Genomic DNA, 21,372 nt, shown 5'->3' on the forward strand with positions numbered 1-21,372 from the left:
TCCACGAAGGATGGTGAAGTTTTGAGTACCCGCAACGATGATGACGACGTCGAAATCATCGGCGGCGTCGACCCGCGGATGATGGCGATCACCGACGATGACTCCGACGAGCGCTCCCTGACCGATCTGGTCGAGCAGCCGGCAAAGGTGATGCGGATCGGGACCATGATCAAGCAACTGCTCGAGGAAGTGCGCGCAGCGCCGCTGGATGACGCCAGCCGCAACCGGCTGCGCGAGATCCACGCCACCAGCATCCGGGAACTGGAAGAGGGCCTGGCGCCGGAACTGCGTGAGGAACTCGACCGCCTCACCCTGCCCTTCAACGAGGACGCCGCGCCGTCGGACGCCGAATTGCGCATCGCCCAAGCGCAGTTGGTGGGTTGGCTGGAGGGGCTGTTCCACGGCATCCAGACCGCGCTGTTCGCCCAGCAGATGGCCGCCCGCGCCCAGCTGGAAAAGATGCGCCAGGGCGCGCTCCCCCCGGGCGTCGGCAAGGCGGGCGGCGCGCCCGGGCACGGCCAGTACCTGTAAGCGACCTCGAGTAGTTCACGGTGTCGGGTCCTCACATCAAGACGCACAACGCGTGGGTCGAATTTCCCATCTTCGACGCCAAGTCGCGTTCGTTGAAGAAGGCCTTCTTGGGCAAGGCGGGCGGCACGATCGGACGCAACAACTCCAACGTGGTCGTCGTCGAAGCGTTGCGGGACATCACCATGTCCCTCGAGCTGGGCGACCGGGTCGGCCTGGTCGGCCACAATGGAGCGGGGAAATCGACTCTGCTGCGCCTACTTTCGGGCATCTACGAGCCCACCCGGGGCTGGGCGCAGGTCACCGGGCGGGTGGCGCCGATCTTCGACCTCGGCGTCGGGATGGACCCCGAGATCTCCGGCTACGAGAACATCATCATCCGCGGCCTGTTCCTCGGGCAGACCCGAAAGCAGATGCAGTCCAAGGTCGACGAGATCGCCGAGTTCACCGAGCTGGGTGACTACCTGTCGATGCCGCTACGTACGTATTCCACCGGCATGCGGGTCCGGCTGGCGATGGGCGTGGTCACCAGCATCGATCCCGAGATCCTGTTGCTCGACGAGGGATTGGGTGCGGTGGACGCCGACTTCATGAAGAAGGCGCAGTCGCGGTTGCAGGGGCTGGTGGAGCGGTCCGGAATCCTGGTGTTCGCCAGCCACTCCAACGAATTCCTGGCCCGGCTGTGCAAGACGGCGATGTGGATCGACCACGGTGTGATCCGCATGACCGGCGGCATCGAGGACGTCGTGCGGGCGTACGAGGGGGAGGATGCGGCCCGGCACGTGCGCGAGGTGCTGGCCGAGACGGCCGGACAGCCATGAGCGACACCGTCGTCGCCGTCGTCGTCACCCACCGGCGCCCCGACGAGCTGGCCAAGTCCCTCGATGTGCTGAGCACGCAAACGCGGCTGCCCGACCACCTCATCGTCGTGGACAACGATTTCTCCGGTGACGGCCGTGTCCGCGAACTGGTTGCGGGACAACCCATTCCGACGACCTATCTGGGATCGCGACGCAACCTCGGCGGAGCCGGCGGTTTCGCGTTGGGCATGCTGCACGCGTTGGCCCTGGGCGCCGATTGGGTGTGGCTGGCCGACGACGACGGGCGCCCGCAGGATTCGCATGTCCTTGCCACCCTGCTGGCGTGCGCGGACAAGCACGGCCTGGCCGAGGTGTCACCCATGGTGTGCAACATGGACGATGCCGAGCGGTTGGCGTTTCCGTTGCGCCGCGGCCTGGTATGGCGCAGGCGCGCAAGCGAATTGCGCACCGAAACCGGGCAGGACCTGTTGCGCGGCATCGCCTCGTTGTTCAACGGCGCGCTGTTCCGGGCCGCCACGCTGGAATCGGTCGGCGTCCCGGATCTGCGGCTGTTCATCCGGGGCGACGAGGTCGAAATACACCGGCGGCTGGTGCGTTCCGGCCTGCCGTTCGGAACCTGCCTGGACGCGGTCTACCTGCACCCGTGCGGATCCGACGAGTTCCGCCCGATTCTCGGCGGCCGGATGCACACCCAATATCCCGACAACCCCACCAAGCGGTTCTTCACCTACCGCAACCGCGGCTACCTGCAGTCACAGCCGGGGCTGCGCAAGCTGGTGGTTCAGGAATGGGTCCGGTTCGGCTGGTTCTTTCTGGTGACCCGTCGCGACCCCCGTGGCCTGGCCGAGTGGATCCGGTTGCGGCGCTTGGGGCGTCGTGAACAGTTCGGCCGGCCTAGTGGCGATCGCGAGCGCGGCGGAGCCGGGCGAAGCGGGTCGCCACCATCGATACCTAGTGGCGATCGCGAGCGCGGCGGAGCCGGGCGAAGCGGGTCGCCACCATCGATACCGAGTGGCGATCGCGAGCGCGGCGGAGCCGGGCGAAGCGGGTCGCCACCATCGATACCTAGTGGGGATCGCGAGCGCGGCGGAGCCGGGCGAAGCGGGTCGCCACCATCCAGACCGGGAGGAGCCCGATGACGTTCCTTGACGCGGCGGCGCAGTCGCGGACATTCACCCGGGCCCGCCGCGACCTGGTCGACGGTTTCCGTCGTCACGAGCTCTGGCTGCATCTGGGCTGGCAGGACATCAAGCAGCGTTACCGGCGCTCGGTGCTGGGGCCGTTCTGGATCACCATCGCGACGGGCACCACCGCCGTGGCCATGGGTGGCCTGTACTCCAAGCTGTTTCACCTCGAGCTGTCCGTGCATCTGCCGTACGTGACGCTGGGCCTGATCATCTGGAACCTGATCAACGCCGCCATCCTGGAGGGCGCCGACGTGTTCGTCGCCAACGAGGGGTTGATCAAGCAGCTGCCCACCCCGCTGAGCGTGCATGTCTACCGACTGGTGTGGCGGCAGGTCATCCTGTTCGCGCACAACATCGTCATCTACGCGGTGATCGCGATGATCTATCCCAAGCCATGGTCGTGGGCCGACCTCGCGGTGCTCCCGGCGCTGGCGCTGATCGTGCTCAATTGCATTTGGGTGTCACTGTGTTTCGGCATCCTCGCGACCCGCTACCGCGACATCGGTCCGCTGCTGTTCTCCGTCGTGCAGTTGCTGTTCTTCATGACGCCGATCATCTGGAACGACGACACCTTGCGCCAGCAGGGCGCCGGGCGGTGGTCCCGCATCGTCGAACTCAACCCGCTGCTGCACTACCTCGACATCGTTCGCGCGCCGCTACTCGGGGCGCACCAGGAGCTGCGGCACTGGGCCGTGGTGCTGGTGTTGACGGCCGTCGGTTGGGTGTTCGCGGCCTTCGCGATGCGCCAGTACCGCGCCCGGGTGCCCTACTGGGTTTAGCGTTTCCCTGACTTGTCACAGGGCGGCGCTATCATCGAACGTATGTTCGAAGCAGTGCCGCGTGACCTGGCGTTTCAGGGCGTCGACGACGCCGGTGTGCTGGACCGCGTCACCGCGGCGGCCCGGGCGCAGAACGCGCACTGCGCGCGCGAGTTGGCGGCGATCGGCGAGCTGTATGCGCGTCGGGCGCCGGACGACGACGCCGACCGTTTCAATTGGGCGGTCGACGGACACGAGAACGTGGTCGCCGAGGTGGCGGCCGCGCTGGGAATCAGTCGGGGCCGCGCGTCCGGGCGCTTGCACTATGCGATCGCGTTGCGCGAGCGGCTGCCCCGGGTCGCTGAGGTCTTCGCCCAGGGCCACATCGATTTCCGGTTGATGGCGGCGGTGGTGTACCGCACCGAGCTGATCGAGGACCCCGAGTTGATCGCCCGGCTAGACGCCGCGGTCGCCCGGCACGCCCCGAAATGGATGCGGCTGTCGGGGCCGAAAATGGCCGAGCGCATTGACATGTGGGTGGCGCGCATCGATCCCGTAGGGGTGCGCGTGCCGGGGATGCGCAGTCAAGATCGCCGTGTCGAGATCGGGCCCCTCAGCCCGGGGCTGGCCGAGATCTCGGCGAGGGTGCGTCCCACCGATGCCGCCGCGGTGGACCGCGCGCTCGACGCGTTGGCCGATTCGGTGTGCCGGAACGATTCCCGCACCAAGGCGCAGCGTCGCGCCGATGCGATGGGCGCGATGGCCGCCGGGCAGACCGTCTTGCGCTGTGACTGTGGCAGCCCGGATTGCCCTGCGGCGCAGCGGCCCCCGGGAACCAATGTCGTGGTCCATGTGCTGGCCGAGCCGGCTGCGGTCGGCGGCGAGGCGCGCGCGCCGGCGCTGCTGCCGGGGTTCGGTCCATTGCCGACGGGCTCGCTGCGCGAGTTGGCCGGTGTCGCGAAGACCAAGCCGCTCTCGCCGGCGCCGGACCGGGCGGAGCCCGGGTACCGGCCGTCGACCGCGCTGGCCGAATTCGTCCGCTTCCGCGACCTGACATGCCGATTCCCCGGCTGCGACGCTCCGGCCGACGTCTGCGACATCGACCACACGGTGCCGTTTCCGCTCGGCCCCACCCATCCGTCCAACCTCAAGCTGCTCTGCCGCCACCATCACCTGCTCAAGACGTTCTATACGGGCCCCGACGGCTGGCGGGATCGCCAGCTGCCCGACGGCACCGTGGTGTGGACGTCGCCGACGGGACATACGTACATCACCAAACCTGGTGGCAGCCTGTACTTTCCGGCGCTGGCGGTCCCGACCGGGACGCTGACACTGCCGGCCGTCGCGCCCGCACCCTCGCAGAACCGGGGGGTCATGATGCCCGTCCGGCAGCGAACCCGCGCCGAGGATCGCGCCGCCCGGGTCCGCTGGGAGCGCGGCATCAACGAGGCCCGCATCAGCGCCGAGGCGGCGCGTCCCGCCGAGCGGTCGGCGCCCCACAACAACGACCCGCCGCCCTTCTGATGTCCGGTTCTCCCGCAGATGGTGGCGGGTCGCTCATCGTGGTGTCACACTGGTACGCCACCTGAGCACACCGGGCGAAAGGTCCACGGACGTGAGCAAGAAAGCCCCATCGGCAGCGGACGCCGCGCGGAACAACCTCGAAGCCGAGCTGGACCGGCTGCGGCAGCGGCGCGACCGCCTCGAGGCCGAAGTCAAGAACGACCGCGGGATGGTGGGCGATCATGGCGACGCGGCCGAGGCGATCCAGCGCGCCGACGAACTCGTGGTGCTTTCCGACCGGATCAACGAACTGGACCGGCGTCTGCGGGCCGGGCCGCCGGACTCCGACTCCTCGGCGACGCTGCCCGGCGGCACCGAGGTGACACTGCGGTTCGCCGACGGCGAAGTGGTCACCATGCACGTGATCTCGATCGTCGAGGAGACGCCCGTCGGCCGGGAGGCCGAGACGCTGACCGCGCGCAGCCCGCTGGCCCAGGCCCTGGCCGGGCGCAAGCCGGGCGACACGGTGACGTACTCGACGCCCCAGGGCGAGAACCAGGTCGAGTTGATCGCGGTCAAACTGCCCCGCTGACGCTGCCCGCCGGTGCCCGGCGGCCCCGTTAGACTCCCCCAATGCTTCCCCCCGAGTCCCCGGCCGCGCCGGCGCGCCTGAGTCTGACGACACAGGTCACGCGCTTCGTCGTCACCGGCGGCCTGGCGGGGATCGTGGACTTCGGGCTCTACTTGCTCCTGTTCAAAGCGGCGCACGTACAGGTCGACGTGGCCAAGTCCATCAGCTTCATCGTCGGCACCATCACCGCCTACCTGATCAACCGCCGGTGGACCTTCCAGGCGCCCCCCAGCACCGCCCGGTTCGTCGCGGTCATGGTCCTCTACGCCATCACCTTCGCCGTGCAGGTCGGGCTGAACCACCTGTGCCTGGCGTTTCTGCACTACCAAGCGTGGGCGATCCCGGTCGCGTTCGTGATCGCGCAGGGCACCGCGACGGTGATCAACTTCGTCGTGCAGCGGGCCGTGATCTTCCGCATCCACTGAGCCGCCTCCGGCCCAGCCCGGATTACCCGCCTCCTCAGCGGGACGCCTGCGTCCCGCATCGCCGACGGAGCAGGCGGTACCCTCTTTGACGATGTCGAGCACCGATCCCGTGACCAAGCCCACCCGGCTGATGGGCTTTGGGCGCACCGCACCGTCGGTGGCCCAGGTGCTGTCCACCCGCGATCCGGAGGTGATCGCCAAGGCGGTGGCCCGGGCGGCCGACTCGGGCGGCCGGGGCGTGATCGCCCGGGGGCTGGGCCGCTCCTACGGCGACAACGCGCAAAACGGCGGCGGCCTGGTGATCGACATGACCGCGCTCAACCGCATTCACTCGATCAGCGCCGACACCCGGCTGGTCGATGTCGACGCCGGGGTCAGCCTGGACCAATTGATGAAGGCGGCGCTGCCGTTCGGGCTCTGGGTCCCGGTGCTGCCGGGCACCCGCCAGGTCACCGTCGGCGGGGCGATCGCCTGCGACATCCACGGCAAGAACCATCACAGCGCGGGCAGCTTCGGCAACCACGTGCGGTCGATGGACCTGCTCATGGCCGACGGCTCCGTGCGCACCATCACCCCCGACGGCGACGACGCCGAGCTGTTCTGGGCCACCGTCGGGGGCAACGGCCTGACCGGGATCGTGCTGCGCGCCACCATCGCCATGACGCCCACGGAGACGGCCTATTTCATCGCCGACGGCGTGGCCACCAAGGATCTCGACGAGACGGTGGCCGTGCACCTGGACGGCAGCGAAGCCAACTACACCTACTCCAGCGCGTGGTTCGACCTGATCAGTTCGCCCCCGAAGCTCGGCCGGGCCGCGGTCAGCCGCGGCAGCCTGGCGAAGCTGGACCAATTGCCGAAGAAGCTCGCCAAGAACCCGCTGAAATTCGATGCGCCGCAGCTGCTGACGGTGCCGAACGTGTTTCCGGTGAGCGCGATGAACAAGCTGTCGTTCATGGCCATCGGCGAGACGTATTACCGGCTGGGCGGAACCTACTCGGGCAAGATCCAGAACCTGTCGCAGTTCTACCACATGCTGGATCTGGTCAGCGGCTGGAATAACGCCTACGGCCCAAGGGGTTTCGCCCAGCATCAGTTCCTGGTCCCGCCGAACGCGATGGACGAATTCAAGGACATCATCCGCTGGATCCAAACCACGGGCCACTACTCGGCGCTGAACGTGTTCAAGCTTTTCGGCCCGGGCAACCGCGCACCACTGAGTTTCCCGATGGCCGGTTGGAACGTCGCGATGGACTTCCCCAACAAGCCCGGGATCAACGAGTTCCTCAACGAACTCGACCGGCGCGCACTGGAATTCGGCGGACGGGTCTACACCGCCAAGGACTCCCGTGTCAGCGCAGAAACCTTCCACGCCATGTATCCGCGCATCGACGAATGGATCGCGGTACGCCGCAAGGTCGACCCCTTACGGGTGTTCGCCTCGGACATGGCCCGACGTTTGGAGCTGCTCTAGATGGTGCGCCAATGGTTTTAGACGCCGTGGGGAATCCGCAGACGATCCTGCTGCTCGGCGGCACCTCCGAGATCGGGCTGGCCATTTGCGAGCGCTACCTGCAGAACGCGCACGCGCGAATCGTGCTGGCCGCCATGCCCAACGACCCGGGCCGCGACGCCGCCGTGGCGCAGATGAAGGCCGCCGGTGCGCGGTCGGTGGAGCTGATCGATTTCGAGGCCACCGACCCCGACACCCACCCGAAGATGATCGATCAGGCGTTCGCCAACGGTGATGTCGATGTGGCCATCGTCGCCTTCGGCATCCTCGGTGACGCCGAGGAGCTGTGGCAAAACCAGCACAAGGCCGTGCTGGCCGCCGAAATCAACTACACCGCAGTGGTTTCGGTGGGCGTGCTGTTAGCCGAGAAGATGCGGGCGCAGGGCTTCGGCCAGATCATCGCGATGAGTTCGGCGGCCGGTGAGCGGGTGCGACGGTCCAACTTCGTCTACGGCTCCACCAAGGCGGGCCTGGACGGCTTCTACCTGGGGCTAGGAGAAGCGTTGCGCGAGTTCGGGGTTCGTGTCCTGGTGATTCGCCCCGGCCAGGTGCGTACCCGGATGAGCGCGCACGTCAAGGAAGCGCCGCTGACCGTCGACAAGGAGTACGTCGCCAACCTCGCGGTCACCGCGGCCGCAAAGGGTAAGGAATTGGTTTGGGCACCAGCAGCATTCCGTTACGTGATGATGGTGTTGCGACACGTCCCGCGTCCCATCTTCCGCAAGCTGCCAATCTGATCATGCGCAACGCGCTGGCCACCCTCGGCCAGATGGCCTTGGCGGCGCTGGTTGCGGTGGCCGTCGCGGTGGTGTCGCTGATCGCCATCTCTGGCGTGCAGTGGCCGGCCTTTCCGTCGTCCAACCAACTGCACGCGCTGACCACCGTCGGGCAGGTCGGCTGCCTGGCCGGCCTGGTCGCCACCGGATGGGTGTGGCGGCGCGGGCACCGGCTGATCGCCCAGCTGGGCGGGCTGGTGTTCGTGTCCGCGTTCACCGTCGTCACCCTGGGCATGCCGCTGGGGGCCACCAAGCTGTATCTGTTCGGCATCTCCGTCGACCAGCAGTTCCGCACCGAATACGTCACCCGGCTCGCCGACAGCCCCGCCCTGCGCGACATGACCTACCTTGGGCTGCCGCCGTTCTACCCGCCCGGCTGGTTCTGGATCGGCGGGCGCGCGGCGGCGCTGTCCGGGACGCCGGCGTGGGAGGTCTTCAAACCGTGGGCCATCACCTCGATCGCCGTCGCGGTCGCGGTCGCGCTGGTGCTGTGGTGGCGGATGGTCCGGTTCGAGTACGCGCTGATCGTCACCGCCGCGACGGCCGCGGTCACGCTGGCGTACGGCTCGCCCGAGCCCTACTCGGCGATGATCACCGTGCTGTTGCCGCCGGTGCTGGTGCTGACCTGGTCGGGGCTGCGGGCCGCGGACCGTCCGGACGCGGGCCGGCGCGCGGGCTGGGGCGCGGTGATCGGCGCAGGGATTTTCCTGGGGTGGACGGCCACCTGGTACACGCTGCTGTTCGGGTTCAGCGCGTTCGCGATCGGGCTGATGGCGCTGTGGCTGGCCGGGGTGCGGTGGCACCGGGACGGCGTGAAGGCCGCGCTCGATCCGCTGCGACGCCTGGCGGTCATCGCCGGCATCGCCGTGGTGATCGGCTGCACGACCTGGTTGCCGTTCCTGGTGCGAGCGGCGCGCAGTCCGATCAGCAACACCGGGGGCGCCGCCCACTACCTGCCGGCCGACGGGGCCGAGCTCACCTTCCCGATGCTGCAGTTCACGCTGCTCGGGGTGGTCGCCATGATCGGCACCCTGTGGCTGGTGGTGCGGGCGCGCTCCTCGGTGCGGGCGGGGGCGCTGGCCATCGGCGTGCTGGCGATCTACCTGTGGTCGCTGTTGTCGATGCTCACCACGCTGGCGCGCGTCACGCTGTTGTCGTTCCGGCTGCAGCCGACGCTGAGCGTGCTGCTGGTGGCCGCCGGGGCCTTCGGTTTCCTCGAGGCGACGCTGGCCCTCAAGCCGCGCGGCCGCGCGATCGTCCCGGTGGCCGGCGCCATCGGTCTGACCGCCGCGATCGCGTTCAGCCAGGACATCCCCGACGTGCTGCGCCCCGACCTCACCATCGCCTACACCGACACCGACGGCAACGGGCAGCGCGGCGACCGGCGGCCGCCCAGCGCCGAAAAGTTCTACGCGACAATCGATCACGACATCACGCAGGTGACCGGCAAGCCGCGCGACCAGACCGTGGTGATGACGGCCGATTACAGCTTCCTGTCGTTCTACCCCTACTGGGGATTCCAGGGGCTCACCTCGCACTACGCCAACCCGCTCGCGCAATTCGACCTGCGGGCCGCGCAGATCGACAAGTGGTCCAAGCTCAAGACCGCCGACGAGCTGATCCACGCCCTGGATGCCTGCCCCTGGCCACCTCCGACGGTCTTTTTGATGCGCCGCGGCGCGAACGGCAACTACACCCTGCGGCTGGCCGAGGACGTCTACCCCAACCAGCCCAACGTGCGCCGCTACACCGTCGATCTGCGCGGCGCCCTGTTCGACAGCCCGCGCTTCGACGTCCGCAGCGTCGGCCCCTTCGTGCTGGCCATCCGCAAACCGGGGGCGTAACCACCGATGAGCACCGAGACCACGCCTCAAACGGGGCCGCATACCGCGGAAGAACTAGCATCTAGCACCGTGTCAGCCACGGAAACCAATCACCGGATCGCCCGGCTGGTTGCTTCCGTCGCCGGGCTGCTCGGCGTGCTGCTGGCGATCGCCACCCCGCTGCTGCCGGTCGACCAGACCACCGCCCAGCTGAACTGGCCACAGAACGGCACCTTCGGCAGCGTCGAGGCGCCCCTGATCGGTTACGTGGCCACCGATTTGAACATCACCGTCCCGTGTCAGGCCGCCGCCGGGCTGACCGGCGGGGGCAACGCCGGCAAGACGGTGTTGCTGTCGACGGTGCCCAAGCAGGCGCCCAAGGCCGTCGACCGGGGCCTGCTGATCGTGCGGGCCAACGACGAGCTGGTGCTGGTGGTGCGCAACGTCCCGGTGGTGAGCGCGCCGCTGAGCCAGGTGCTCGGCCCGGCCTGCCAGCGGCTGACGTTCACCGCGCACGCCGACCGGGTGACCGCCGAGTTCGTCGGGCTGACCCAGGGACCCAATTCCGAGCATCCCGGCTCGCCGCTGCGGGGGGAGAAGAGCGGCTACGACTTCCGGCCGCAGATCGTCGGCGTCTTCACCGATCTCAGCGGGCCGACGCCGCCCGGGCTGAGCTTCTCGGCGACCGTCGACACCCGCTACAGCAGCAGCCCCACCCCGCTGAAGATGGCGGCGATGATCCTGGGGCTGGTGCTGACCGCCGCCTCCCTGGTCGCGCTGCACCGGCTCGACACCGCCGACGGCACCCGGCACCGCCGCTTCCTGCCGGCGCGCTGGTGGTCCATCGGCGCGCTGGACGCCCTGGTGATCGCGGTGCTGGTGTGGTGGCATTTCGTCGGCGCCAACACCTCCGACGACGGCTACATCCTGACCATGGCCCGGGTGTCCGAGCACGCCGGCTACATGGCCAACTACTACCGCTGGTTCGGCACGCCCGAGGCACCGTTCGGCTGGTACTACGACCTGCTGGCGCTGTGGGCCCACGTGAGCACCACCAGCATCTGGATGCGGTTGCCGACCCTGGTGATGGCGCTGACGTGCTGGTGGGTGATCAGCCGGGAGGTCATGCCCCGCCTGGGCCATGCGGTCAAGCAGAACCGCGCGGCGGCCTGGACCGCGGCGGGCACGTTCCTGGCGGTCTGGCTCCCGCTCGACAACGGGCTGCGCCCCGAGCCGATCATCGCCCTGGGCATCCTGCTGACGTGGTGTTCGGTGGAGCGCGCGGTGGCCACCAGCCGGCTGCTGCCGGTGGCGATCGCGTGCATCATCGGCGCGCTGACCCTCTTTTCCGGGCCGACGGGCATCGCCTCGATCGGCGCCCTGCTGGTCGCCATCGGGCCGCTGCGCACCATCCTGCACCGCAGGATCACCCGGTTCGGCGCGCTGCCGCTGGTGCTGCCGTTGCTGGCCGCGGTCACCGTCACCGCCATCCTGATCTTCCGCGACCAGACGCTGGCCGGCGAGGTCCAGGCCACCATGCTCAAGCGCGCCGTCGGCCCCAGCCTGAGTTGGTTCGACGAACACATCCGCTACGAGCGGCTGTTCATGGCCAGCCCCGACGGGTCGGTCGCCCGCCGCTTCGCCGTGCTGGCGCTGGTGCTCGCGCTCGGGGTCACGGTCGCAATGTCGTTGCGCAAGGGCCGAATTCCGGGCACCGCCGCCGGGCCGAGCCGCCGCATCGTCGGGATCACGATCATCTCGTTCGTCGCGATGATGTTCACCCCCACCAAGTGGACCCACCACTTCGGCGTGTTCGCCGGGCTCGCCGGGCCGCTGGGCGCGCTCGCCGCGGTCGCGGTGACCGCGGTGGCCATGCGGTCGCGGCGCAACCGCACCGTGTACGCCGCCGTGGTGCTGTTCCTGGTGGCGCTGTCGTTCGCCAGCGTCAACGGCTGGTGGTACGTCTCGAATTTCGGTGTGCCCTGGTCGAATGCGTTCCCGGCGTGGCATTACGCGTTCGCCACCGCCCTGCTCGGGCTGACCGTGGTGGTGCTGCTGGCGGCGGCGTGGTTCCACTTCGTCGCCCCCGAGAACGGGCCACCCAAGACCCGTCTGGGCGCACGCGTGGCGGGAATCATCCAGTCCCCGTTGGCAATTGCGACGTGGGTGCTGGTGGTGTTCGAGGTGGCGTCGCTGACCCTGGCGATGACCGACCAGTATCCGGCCTGGTCGGTCGGCCGCTCCAACCTGCAGGCGCTGACCGGCAAGACGTGCGGGCTGGCCGAGGACGTGCTGGTGGAGCAGGACCCGAACGCGGGCATGCTCTCGCCGGTGGGCGCCTCGGCGGCGGACGCCCTCGGCGCCGGCCTGTCGGAAGCCTTCACTCCCAACGGAATTCCCGCCGACGTCCGCGCCGACCCGGTGATGGAACGGCCGGGTGACCGCAGCTTCGTCAACGACGAGGAGAAGACCGGCAGCAACCAGGCGGGAACCGAGGGCGGCACCACCCCCGCGCCGGGAATCAACGGATCGTCGGCCCAGCTGCCCTTCAACCTCGACCCCGCGCGCACACCGGTGCTCGGCAGCTGGCGCTCGGGCATCCAGATTCCCGCGCACCTGCGGTCCGGGTGGTATCGCCTGCCCGCGCGCGACAAGGCGGGACCGCTGCTGGTGGTGAGCGCGGCCGGGCGTTTCGACCCCCGCGAGGTCCAGGTGCAGTGGGCCACCGACGAGCAGGCGGCCGGCGGGCACCCCGGCGGCTCGTTCCAATTCGCCGACGTGGGCGCGTCCCCGGCCTGGCGCAACCTGCGCCTGGCGCTGTCGGCGATCCCCGACTCCGCCACCCAGATTCGGTTGGTCGCCGACGACGAAGACCTGGCGCCGCAGCACTGGATCGCCCTGACACCGCCGCGCATTCCGCGGCTGCGCACCCTGCAGGACGTGGTGGGCTCCGCCGACCCGGTGTTCCTGGACTGGCTCGTCGGGCTGGCCTTCCCGTGTCAGCGACCGTTCGGCCATCAGAACGGCGTCGACGAGACACCGAAGTGGCGCATCCTGCCCGACCGGTTCGGCGCCGAGGCCAACTCGCCCGTGATGGACAACAACGGCGGCGGCCCGTTGGGCGTCACCGAACTCCTGGTGAAAGCCACCACGATGGCCACCTATCTCAAGGACGACTGGTCCCGCGACTGGGGCTCGCTGCAGCGGCTGACGCCGTATTACCCCGGCGCGCAACCCGCCGACCTACTGCTGGGAACGGCGGCGCGCAGCGGTCTGTGGAACCCGGCGCCGCTGCGCAAGACGTAGGCGCCGTCGCGGGCCCTTGAACGCGGACATCCGTAAGCCTATGCTTACGGTTCGTGACCACTTACCAAACCGCTGACGCGTGGCTGGCGTTGGCGGACGGGACGCGGCGGGCCATCGTGGAACGGCTCGCGCACGGCCCGTCGGCGGTCGGTGAGTTGGCGCGCGACCTGCCGGTCAGCAGACCCGCCGTGTCGCAACACCTCAAGGTGCTCAAGTCCGCCGGGCTGGTGCGCGACCGGGCCGCGGGAACCCGTCGCGTCTATCAGCTCGACCCCACCGGTCTCGAGGCGCTCCGCGCCGACCTCGACCGGTTCTGGACCCAGGCGCTCGCCGGCTATGCGCGGGCCATCGACGAGACCAACGAAGGATCGACATGACATCCCAGCGGACGCCCAACGTCACCCACCACGTCGTCGTCAACGCCCCCATCGAGCGCGCGTTCACGGTCTTCACGCAGCAGTTCGGCGCGTTCAAGCCGCGCGAGCACAATCTCTTGGCGGTCCCCATCGCCGAGACCGTGTTCGAGCCCCGCGTCGGCGGCCACATCTACGACCGCGGCGTCGACGGAAGCGTGTGCCGGTGGGCGCGGATCCTGGTCTACGAGCCGCCGCATCGCGTGGTGTTCAGCTGGGACATCGGCCCGACGTGGCAGCTGGAAGCCGACCCGGCCAAGACCAGCGAGGTCGACGTCCGCTTCACCGCCCAGGCCGACCGACGCACCCGGGTGGACCTCGAACACCGCCATCTCGACCGCCACGGGCCGGGCTGGCCCTCGGTGGCCGACGGGGTCGACGGCGATGCGGGATGGCCCCTCTACCTGGCCCGCTACGCCGACGTGCTGAGGGGCGGTGACCCGCGATGACCGCCGACCTGATGCCCATGGCCCGCGCCGAACGGGCCGACCTGGCGGACTTTTTGGCCACCCTGGCGCCGCGGGACTGGGAGGCGCCCAGCCTGTGCGCGCGATGGAGCGTGAAAGACGTTGTCGCGCATGTGATCAGCTACGAGGAGCTCGGCGCCCTGGGGCTGGTGAAGCGATTCGCGAAGGGCCTGGTGGTGCGGGCCAACCAGGTGGGCGTCGATGAATTCTCGCACCTGACCCCGCAACAATTGCTGGAGTTTCTGCGCAACCACCTCGAACCACGCGGATTGACAGCGGGTTTCGGGGGAATGATCGCCCTCGTCGACGGCACGATCCATCACCAGGACATCCGCCGCGCGCTGGACCGGCCGCGCGAGATCCCGCCCGACCGCCTGGAGCGGGTCCTCTCCCTGGTGCCCGGCAACCCCAGGATCGGCGCGGGACGGCGGATCAGGGGTCTGCGCCTGCGCGCCACCGACGTCGAGTGGACGCACGGCGACGGGCCCGAGGTGACCGGCCCCGGCGAGGCGCTGCTCATGGCGATGTCCGGGCGCCCGGCCGCGCTCGCCGACCTCGACGGTCCCGGGCACGCGACCCTGGCGGCCCGGCTCGGCGGATAGCAGCGCCCCGCTGCGCGGCCCCGCGTCCCGATGGCACAAAGCCGCGTCGCTTACGATCGAGCCTCGTGCCCCACGACCGTAATGAGCGATCGCAGCGCATCCCACGATCGGTGGCCGCGGTCGCGGGAATCGCGGGGCTGTTGTTGTGCCTCCTCGTCCCGGTGCTTCCGGCGAAACAGACTACGGCGACGGTGCTGTGGCCGCAGGGCACGGTGGACGGGCACGTCAGCCAGATCACCGCGCCCCTGGTGTCGGGGGCGCCCCGCGCGCTGGACATCTCCATTCCCTGCCCGGACATCGCGACCCTGCCCGCCAGCGGGGGTTTGGTGGTCTCGACGCTGCCACCCGGCGGGATGGACGCCGGGAAGAACGGGCTGTTCGTGCGCGCGAACAAGGACGTCGTCGTCGTGGCGTTCCGCGACACCGTCGCGGCGGTGGCGCAGCGCTCGGCCATCGCCGCCGGGGCCTGCAGCGTGCTGCACGCCTGGGCCGGCGTCGGGGCGGCCGGCGCCGAGTTCGTCGGCATACCCGGCGCCACCGGCGTCCTGCCAGCCGAAAAGAAGCCCCAGGTCGGCGGGATCTTCACCGATCTGAAGGTGCCCGCGGGGCCGGGGCTTTCGGCCCGGGTCGACATCGACACCCGATTCATCACCGCGCCCACCGCGGTCAAGAAGATTGTGATGGCGCTGGGCGTCCTGTCCGTGCTGACGGCCATCGTGGCGCTCGCGGTGCTGAACCGCCGCAGCCGGGGCGGCGGCACGCTGCTCAACTGGCGCTCCCCCATCGCCTGGCTGTCCCGGTACCGGCCCGGCACGCACCTGGCGAACTGGCGGCGCGTCGGGCTGGCGACGTGGATCGCGGACGCCGGGGTGATCGCAACCCTGTTGCTGTGGCACATCATTGGCGCCACCACATCGGACGACGGCTACAACCTGACCGTCGCCCGCGTCGCTCCGCGCGCCGGTTACGTCGCCAACTACTACCGCTACTTCGGTACCACCGACGCCCCCTTCGACTGGTATCTCGGGGTGCTGTCGAAGCTCGCCTCGGTGAGCACGGCGGGCGTCTGGATGCGGCTGCCCGCCACGCTGGCCGGGATCGGCTGCTGGCTGATCATCGGCCATTGGATGCTGCGCCGGCTGGGCCCCGGCAGGGATGGACTGGCGGCCAACCGCGTCGCGGTCTTCACCGCGGGCGCGGTTTTCGTCGCGGCCTGGCTGCCGTTCAACAACGGGCTGCGGCCCGAACCACTGATCGCCCTCGGCGTGCTGGTCACCTGGATGCTGGTGGAACGCGCGATCGCCCTGCGGCGGCTCGCCCCGGCCGCGGTGGCCATCATCGTGGCGCTGCTGAGCGCGACGCTGGCGCCGCAGGGTCTGATCGCCGTGGCCGCGCTGCTGACCGGGGCGCGGGCCGTCGCCCAGACGATCCGGCGCCGCCGGGCGACCGACGGGCTGCTGGCGCCGCTGGCGGTGCTGGGCGCGTCGCTCTCGGTGATCCTCGTGGTGGTGTTCCGCAGCCAGACGCTGGCCACGGTGCTGGAGTCCGCCCGCATCAAATACAAGGTCGGGCCGACGATCGCCTGGTACCAGGACTGGCTGCGCTACTACTTCCTCACGGTCGAGTCCAACCCCGACGGATCGATGGCGCGGCGGTTCGCGGTGCTGATCCTGCTGCTGTGCCTGTTCGGGATGCTCGTCATCCTGCTGCGCCGCGGCCACGTTCCCGGCGTGGCCAGCGGCCCGGCCTGGCGGCTGATCGGCACCACCGCGATCGGCCTGCTGCTCGTCACGTTCACCCCGACGAAGTGGGCGATCCAGTTCGGTGCCTTCGCGGGACTGGCCGGGGCGCTGGGCGCGGTCACCGCGTTCGCCTGCTCGCGGATCGGCCTGCACAACCGCCGCAACCTGACCCTGTACGTCACCGCGCTGCTGTTCGTGCTGGCGTGGGCCACCTCCGGCATCAACGGCTGGTTCTACGTCGGCAACTACGGGGTGCCGTGGTACGACATCCAACCGGTCGTCGCCAGCCACCCGGTGACGTCGATGTTCCTGACGTTGTCGATCATCACCGGACTGCTGGCCGCCTGGCAGCACTTCCGGATGGACTACGCCGGCCACACCGAGGTCAAGGACAACCGGCGCAACCGCGTCCTGGCGTCGACCCCGCTGCTGGTGGTCGCGACCATCATGGTCGTCGGCGAGGTCGCCTCGCTGACCAAGGGCGCGGTGTTCCGCTACCCGCTCTACACCACCGGCAAGGCCAACCTCGCCGCGATCACTTCGGGCCTGTCCGCCACCAGCTGCGCCATGGCCGACGACGTGCTGGCCGAGCCCGACCCCAACGCGGGCATGCTGGCCCCGGCACCGGGCCAGACCTTCGGGCCCGACGGGCCGCTCGGGGGCGTCAATCCGGTGGGCTTCAAACCCGAAGGCGTGGGCGAGGACCTGCAATCCGACCCGGTGGTGACCAAGCCGGGACTGGTCAACTCCGACGCCTCCCCGAACAAGCCGAACGTCGCCTACAGCGACTCGGCGGGCACCGCCGGCGGCAAGGGCCCGGTCGGGGTCAACGGCTCCCACGCGGCGCTGCCGTTCGGGCTGGACCCGGCCCGCACCCCGGTGATGGGCAGCTACGGCGAGAACACGCTGGCCGCCACCGCCACCTCGGCCTGGTACCAGCTGCCCGCGCGCACCCCCGACCGGCCCCTGGTGGTCGTCTCCGCCGCCGGCGCGATCTGGTCCTACAAGGAGGACGGCACCTTCACCTACGGGCAATCGCTGAAGCTGCAATGGGGCGTCACCCGCCCGGACGGCACCACCCAGCCGCTGGCCGAGGTGCAGCCGATCGACATCGGCCCGCAGCCGGCGTGGCGCAACCTGCGTTTCCCGCTGGCGTGGGCGCCGCCGGAGGCGAACGTGGCGCGCATCGTCGCCTACGACCCGAACCTGAGCTCCGAGCAGTGGTTCGCGTTCACGCCGCCGCGGGTGCCGGTGCTGGAAACCCTGCAGCAACTGGTCGGGTCGCAGACGCCGGTGCTGATGGACATCGCGACCGCCGCCAACTTCCCGTGCCAGCGGCCGTTCTCCGAACACCTTGGCGTTGCCGAACTTCCGGGGTACCGCATCCTTCCCGACCGCAAGCAGACGGCGGCGTCGTCGAACCTGTGGCAGTCCAGCGAGGCCGGCGGGCCCTTCCTGTTCGCCCAGGCGCTGCTGCGCACGTCGACGATCTCGACGTATCTGCGCGGCGATTGGTATCGCGACTGGGGATCCGTGGAGCAGTACTTCCGGTTGGTGCCGGCTGATTTGGCGCCGGACGCCGCGATTGAACAGGGTGTGATGACAGTGCACGGCTGGAGCCGGCAGGGACCGATTCGGGCGTTGCCATGAGCGCGCCGAGGATGCGCGACGACGTGCGAACGACGCGTTGGGTGGCGACCATCGCCGGCCTGATCGGGTTCGTGCTGTCCGTCGCCACCCCGCTGCTGCCCGTCGTGCAGACGACCGCGACGCTGAACTGGCCCCAGAACGGACAGCTGAACAGCGTTACGGCACCGTTGATTTCGCTGACCCCGGTCGACATGACCGCCACCGTTCCCTGCTCGCTGGTGCGCGACCTGCCACCGGAGGGCGGGGTGGTGGTCGGCACCGGGCCCAAGAAGGGCAAGGACGCCGCGCTCAACGCGCTGTTCGTCGTCGTCAACGGCAAGCGCGTCGACGTCACCGACCGCAATGTGGTGATCGCCAGCGTGTCCCGGGACCAGGCGATGTCGCCACAGTGCCAGCGCATCGAGATCACCTCGACGAAGGCCGGCACGTTCGCCACCTTTGTCGGGCTCAATGATTCGGCGGGCAAACCGATCGGTGGCGGATTCCCCGACCCGAACCTGCGACCGCAGATCGTCGGTGTGTTCACCGACCTGACCGGTCCGGCCCCGGCCGGCTTGACGCTGTCGGCGACCATCGACACCCGGTTCTCCACCACCCCAACCACTTTGAAACTGGTCGCGATGGTGTTGGCGATCGTGGCGACCATCGTTGCGCTGGTCGCGTTGTGGCGACTCGACCAGCTGGACGGGCGGCGGATGCGCCGGCTCATTCCGGCGAATTGGCGCACGTTCACCCTCGCCGACGTCGCGGTGATCTTCGGGTTCGTGCTCTGGCACGTGATCGGGGCGAACTCGTCCGACGACGGCTACATCCTCGGCATGGCGCGGGTGGCCGATCGCGCCGGCTACATGTCGAACTACTTCCGCTGGTTCGGCAGCCCCGAGGACCCCTTCGGCTGGTACTACAACCTGCTGGCGCTGATGACCCACGTCAGCGACGCCAGCCTGTGGATGCGACTGCCGGACCTGTTCGCCGGAATCGTGTGCTGGCTGTTGCTGTCTCGCGAGGTGCTGCCCCGGCTGGGGCCTGCGGTGGCCGCCAGCAAGCCGGCGAACTGGGCGGCGGGCATGGTGTTGCTGACGGCGTGGATGCCGTTCGACAACGGTCTGCGCCCCGAGCCGATCATCGCGCTCGGTTCGCTGGTCACCTACGTGCTGATCGAACGTTCCATGCGGTACAGCCGGCTGACTCCCGCGGCGCTGGCGGTCATCACCGCCGCGTTCACGCTCGGTGTGCAGCCCACCGGCCTGATCGCCGTGGCCGCCTTGGTCGCCGGTGGCCGTCCGATCCTGCGCATCCTGGTCCGCCGTCATCGCCTGGTGGGCACGTGGCCGCTGGTGGCGCCCATGCTGGCCGCCGGCACGGTCATCCTGACCGTGGTGTTCGCCGACCAGACGCTGCGGGCGGTGTTGGAAGCCACCAGGATTCGGACCGCGATCGGGCCGAGCCAGGCGTGGTACACCGAGAACCTGCGCTACTACTACCTGATCCTGCCCACCGTCGACGGTTCGCTGTCGCGCCGCTTCGGCTTCCTGATCACCGCGCTGTGCCTGTTCACCGCCGTGTTCATCATGTTGCGGCGCAAGCGGGTTCCGGGTGTGGCCCGCGGCCCGGCGTGGCGGCTGATGGGCGTCATCTTCGGCACCATGTTCTTCCTGATGTTCACGCCCACCAAGTGGGTGCACCACTTCGGCCTGTTCGCCGCGGTGGGGGCGGCGATGGCCGCGCTGACCACGGTGCTGGTGTCGCCCGCGGTGCTGCGGTGGTCGCGGAACAGGATGGCGTTCCTGGCGGCGGTGCTGTTCCTGATGGCGCTGTGCTTCGCCACCACCAACGGCTGGTGGTACGTCTCCAGCTACGGCGTCCCGTTCAACAGCACCATGCCGAAGATCGGCGGAATCTCGGTCAGCACAATCTTTTTCGCGCTGTTCGTGCTGGCCGTGCTGTACGCGATCTGGTTGCACTTCGCGTCCCGCGACCGCGGCGAAGGCCGGGTCGCGCGGGCGCTGACGGCCGCACCGGTGCCCATCGCGGCGGGATTCATGGCGCTGGTGTTCATCGCGTCGATGGTGGCCGGCATCGTGCGCCAGTACCCCACCTACTCCAACGCCTGGGACAACCTGCGCGAGTTCAGCGGGGGCTGCGGCCTGGCCGACGACGTGCTCGTCGAGCCGGACAGCAACGTCGGCTACATGGCGCCGCTACCGGGCAACTACGGGCCGCTGGGGCCGCTGGGCGGGGAGCACCCGGTGGGATTCAGTCCCAACGGTGTGCCCGAACACATTGTCGCCGAAGCCATTCGGATCACCCCGAATCAACCCGGAACCGACTACGACTGGGACGCGCCGACCAAGCTGAGCGCGCCGGGCATCAACGGCTCGACGGTGCCGCTGCCCTACGGCCTGGATCCCGATCGGGTTCCGCTGGCCGGCAGCTACACCACCGCGGCGCAGCAGCAGAGCAGGCTCACCTCGGCGTGGTACCGGTTGCCCAAACCCGATGCCGGCCATCCGCTCGTGGTGGTGTCCGCCGCCGGCAAGATCGACGGCAACAGCGTGCTGCACCACCACACCGACGGCCAGAAGGTGGTGCTCGAGTACGGGCGGCCCGGGCCCGCGGGTGACACCGGGGCCGGCATCGTGCCCGCCGGGCGGCTGGTGCCCTACGACCTGAACGGCGAGCAGCCAAAGGCCTGGCGCAACCTGCGTTTCGCCCGCTCCGACATGCCGGCGGACGCGGTCGCCGTGCGGGTGGTGGCCGAGGACCTGTCCCTGACGCCTGAGGACTGGATCGCGGTGACCCCGCCGCGGGTGCCGGAGATGCGTTCGCTGCAGGAGTACGTGGGCTCGACGCAGCCGGTGCTGATGGACTGGGCGGTCGGGTTGGCCTTCCCCTGCCAGCAGCCGATGCTGCACGTCAACGGCGTCACCGAGATCCCCAAATTCCGCATCACCCCGGACTACACGGCCAAGAAGATGGACACCGACACCTGGGAAGACGGAACCAACGGGGGGCTGCTGGGCATCACCGACCTGCTGCTGCGGGCCCACGTGATGTCGACGTACCTGTCCCACGACTGGGGCCGCGACTGGGGGTCGCTGCGCAAATTCGACACCATCGCCGACGCGCATCCCGCGCAGCTCGATCTCGGAACCGCCACCCGCACCGGGTGGTGGTCGCCGGGCCCGATCCGCATCAAGCCGTAACCGCGGCGGAAAGCGTGAATT

The 21,372-nt window shown here is 69.4% G+C and carries 15 protein-coding genes and 1 pseudogene; all 16 read left to right on the top strand.

Annotation, left to right across the window (positions count from 1 at the left end):
• Nucleotides 1-78 precede the first annotated feature (78 nt).
• Nucleotides 79-531, top strand: coding sequence for a bacterial proteasome activator family protein (locus tag QGN30_RS01280; RefSeq protein ID WP_225323837.1), 453 nt, complete (start codon nucleotides 79-81; stop codon nucleotides 529-531).
• 20 nt (nucleotides 532-551) lie between these two features.
• A complete protein-coding gene (gene wzt, locus QGN30_RS01285) occupies nucleotides 552-1,349 on the top strand; it encodes a galactan export ABC transporter ATP-binding subunit Wzt/RfbE (protein ID WP_008263074.1) in 798 nt (265 codons plus the stop codon).
• Nucleotides 1,346-2,251 (top strand): annotated as a pseudogene (gene glfT1 / locus QGN30_RS01290) (galactofuranosyltransferase GlfT1); the annotation flags it as partial. The gene wzt and the pseudogene glfT1, both read left to right, overlap by 4 nt.
• A gap of 233 nt (nucleotides 2,252-2,484) precedes the next feature.
• The gene (gene wzm / locus QGN30_RS01295) at nucleotides 2,485-3,315 is read left to right on the top strand and encodes a galactan export ABC transporter permease subunit Wzm/RfbD (RefSeq protein WP_008263070.1); all 831 of its coding nucleotides are present in this window, start codon (nucleotides 2,485-2,487) and stop codon (nucleotides 3,313-3,315) included.
• Between the two features lie 42 nt (nucleotides 3,316-3,357).
• Nucleotides 3,358-4,818 (top strand): HNH endonuclease signature motif containing protein, encoded by a 1,461-nt coding sequence (locus tag QGN30_RS01300; protein ID WP_009956762.1) that lies wholly within the window; start codon nucleotides 3,358-3,360, stop codon nucleotides 4,816-4,818.
• 91 nt (nucleotides 4,819-4,909) lie between these two features.
• A complete protein-coding gene (locus tag QGN30_RS01305; RefSeq protein WP_008263067.1) occupies nucleotides 4,910-5,389 on the top strand; it encodes a GreA/GreB family elongation factor in 480 nt (159 codons plus the stop codon).
• A 41-nt stretch (nucleotides 5,390-5,430) separates the two neighbouring features.
• Nucleotides 5,431-5,853, top strand: a complete 423-nt coding sequence (locus tag QGN30_RS01310) for a GtrA family protein (protein ID WP_009956764.1) — start codon at nucleotides 5,431-5,433, stop codon at nucleotides 5,851-5,853.
• 91 nt (nucleotides 5,854-5,944) lie between these two features.
• Complete coding sequence (locus QGN30_RS01315; RefSeq protein WP_038534795.1) at nucleotides 5,945-7,327, top strand: FAD-binding oxidoreductase; 1,383 nt, start codon at nucleotides 5,945-5,947, stop codon at nucleotides 7,325-7,327.
• A gap of 11 nt (nucleotides 7,328-7,338) precedes the next feature.
• Entirely contained in the window at nucleotides 7,339-8,103 is a 765-nt protein-coding gene (locus QGN30_RS01320) for a decaprenylphospho-beta-D-erythro-pentofuranosid-2-ulose 2-reductase (protein WP_248923338.1), read from the top strand.
• A 2-nt stretch (nucleotides 8,104-8,105) separates the two neighbouring features.
• Nucleotides 8,106-9,986 (top strand): galactan 5-O-arabinofuranosyltransferase, encoded by a 1,881-nt coding sequence (locus QGN30_RS01325; RefSeq protein ID WP_038534793.1) that lies wholly within the window; start codon nucleotides 8,106-8,108, stop codon nucleotides 9,984-9,986.
• A 6-nt stretch (nucleotides 9,987-9,992) separates the two neighbouring features.
• Entirely contained in the window at nucleotides 9,993-13,271 is a 3,279-nt protein-coding gene (locus tag QGN30_RS01330) for an arabinosyltransferase domain-containing protein (protein ID WP_095562408.1), read from the top strand.
• Between the two features lie 53 nt (nucleotides 13,272-13,324).
• On the top strand, nucleotides 13,325-13,648 hold the full coding sequence (locus tag QGN30_RS01335; RefSeq protein WP_009956770.1) for an ArsR/SmtB family transcription factor: 324 nt from the start codon (nucleotides 13,325-13,327) through the stop codon (nucleotides 13,646-13,648).
• A complete protein-coding gene (locus QGN30_RS01340) occupies nucleotides 13,645-14,133 on the top strand; it encodes an SRPBCC family protein (protein WP_014378862.1) in 489 nt (162 codons plus the stop codon). Before QGN30_RS01335 ends, QGN30_RS01340 begins: the two co-directional genes overlap by 4 nt.
• The gene (locus tag QGN30_RS01345) at nucleotides 14,130-14,753 is read left to right on the top strand and encodes a maleylpyruvate isomerase family mycothiol-dependent enzyme (protein WP_014378861.1); all 624 of its coding nucleotides are present in this window, start codon (nucleotides 14,130-14,132) and stop codon (nucleotides 14,751-14,753) included. Before QGN30_RS01340 ends, QGN30_RS01345 begins: the two co-directional genes overlap by 4 nt.
• Nucleotides 14,754-14,818: 65 nt before the next feature.
• Nucleotides 14,819-18,145, top strand: a complete 3,327-nt coding sequence (locus QGN30_RS01350; protein ID WP_248923337.1) for an arabinosyltransferase domain-containing protein — start codon at nucleotides 14,819-14,821, stop codon at nucleotides 18,143-18,145.
• Nucleotides 18,142-21,351, top strand: a complete 3,210-nt coding sequence (gene embB, locus QGN30_RS01355) for an arabinosyltransferase EmbB (protein ID WP_026071071.1) — start codon at nucleotides 18,142-18,144, stop codon at nucleotides 21,349-21,351. The genes QGN30_RS01350 and embB overlap by 4 nt, the downstream gene beginning before the upstream one ends.
• Nucleotides 21,352-21,372: the final 21 nt, after the last annotated feature.

Origin of the sequence: Mycobacterium sp. 3-98, from assembly GCF_035918355.1 — a bacterium.
GTDB lineage: Bacteria > Actinomycetota > Actinomycetes > Mycobacteriales > Mycobacteriaceae > Mycobacterium > Mycobacterium intracellulare.

Bases quoted from the DNA above. Each gene is read 5' to 3' on its own strand.
- embB (WP_026071071.1), top strand. From the start codon at position 18,142: ATGAGCGCGCCGAGGATGCGCGACGACGTGCGAACGACGCGTTGGGTG.
- QGN30_RS01340 (WP_014378862.1), top strand. From the start codon at position 13,645: ATGACATCCCAGCGGACGCCCAACGTCACCCACCACGTCGTCGTCAAC.
- QGN30_RS01330 (WP_095562408.1), top strand. From the start codon at position 9,993: ATGAGCACCGAGACCACGCCTCAAACGGGGCCGCATACCGCGGAAGAA.
- QGN30_RS01310 (WP_009956764.1), top strand. From the start codon at position 5,431: ATGCTTCCCCCCGAGTCCCCGGCCGCGCCGGCGCGCCTGAGTCTGACG.
- QGN30_RS01320 (WP_248923338.1), top strand. From the start codon at position 7,339: ATGGTTTTAGACGCCGTGGGGAATCCGCAGACGATCCTGCTGCTCGGC.
- QGN30_RS01325 (WP_038534793.1), top strand. From the start codon at position 8,106: ATGCGCAACGCGCTGGCCACCCTCGGCCAGATGGCCTTGGCGGCGCTG.
- QGN30_RS01300 (WP_009956762.1), top strand. From the start codon at position 3,358: ATGTTCGAAGCAGTGCCGCGTGACCTGGCGTTTCAGGGCGTCGACGAC.
- QGN30_RS01280 (WP_225323837.1), top strand. From the start codon at position 79: ATGATGGCGATCACCGACGATGACTCCGACGAGCGCTCCCTGACCGAT.
- wzm (WP_008263070.1), top strand. From the start codon at position 2,485: ATGACGTTCCTTGACGCGGCGGCGCAGTCGCGGACATTCACCCGGGCC.
- QGN30_RS01345 (WP_014378861.1), top strand. From the start codon at position 14,130: ATGACCGCCGACCTGATGCCCATGGCCCGCGCCGAACGGGCCGACCTG.
- QGN30_RS01315 (WP_038534795.1), top strand. From the start codon at position 5,945: ATGTCGAGCACCGATCCCGTGACCAAGCCCACCCGGCTGATGGGCTTT.